This is a genomic window from Vibrio sp. 811, from assembly GCF_033339195.1.
Genome location: NZ_JAWOUB010000796.1, coordinates 1 through 551, shown reverse-complemented (window position 1 = coordinate 551; position 551 = coordinate 1). Strand labels below are relative to the sequence as shown.

Annotated in this window: 1 pseudogene; it reads left to right on the top strand. The window is 48.6% G+C overall.

Annotated elements, in window-relative coordinates:
• Positions 1 to 123: 123 nt before the first annotated feature.
• Positions 124 to 551: pseudogene (locus tag R7Q46_RS29450) on the top strand (M23 family peptidase); the annotation flags it as partial.

The window sequence follows — 551 nt, the reverse complement described above, 5'->3', positions numbered from 1 at the left end:
CGGAAAACGGCTCACGACCTGACACTTCTTTCCAATTTGCCTCTGGCAGTCCCCTGTGGTTTTCCTTACAGTCGAGCTCACTCAGTGACGAGGCTTATACCAGAATACGATCATTACGACATGATGAAAGACCAACTGACGATCTCGATATCAACCATCAATGGCTCCAAGCATTGGTATTTCAGTAAACGGATGCAACGCAACCTAAAAACCTTTTTAGGGCTATTTGTACTGACTTTGGCAGCTACCGCCATTCTCATAAACCACCTTTACGCGCGGGTCGATAGCGCAGCGATGAAACAAGCGCAGCTCACCGAGCACTCACGCAGCATGGGCGAAGAGCTCAGTACATTAAAGGCGTTGAAGTCTGAACTAGAAAACGACCTTTCAGAGCGAGAGGAGCGGGTTCAGTTGGTTTCCGAACGCTTAGGCGAGCTAGAAAAAGTGCTTGGCGTGGACAATCACGCCACCAATGAAGATTTGGATACTCGGCTGGATTCAGCAGCGATCACTTCGAATGTGCGAACGCTGATGCTCAATCAAATTCCAAA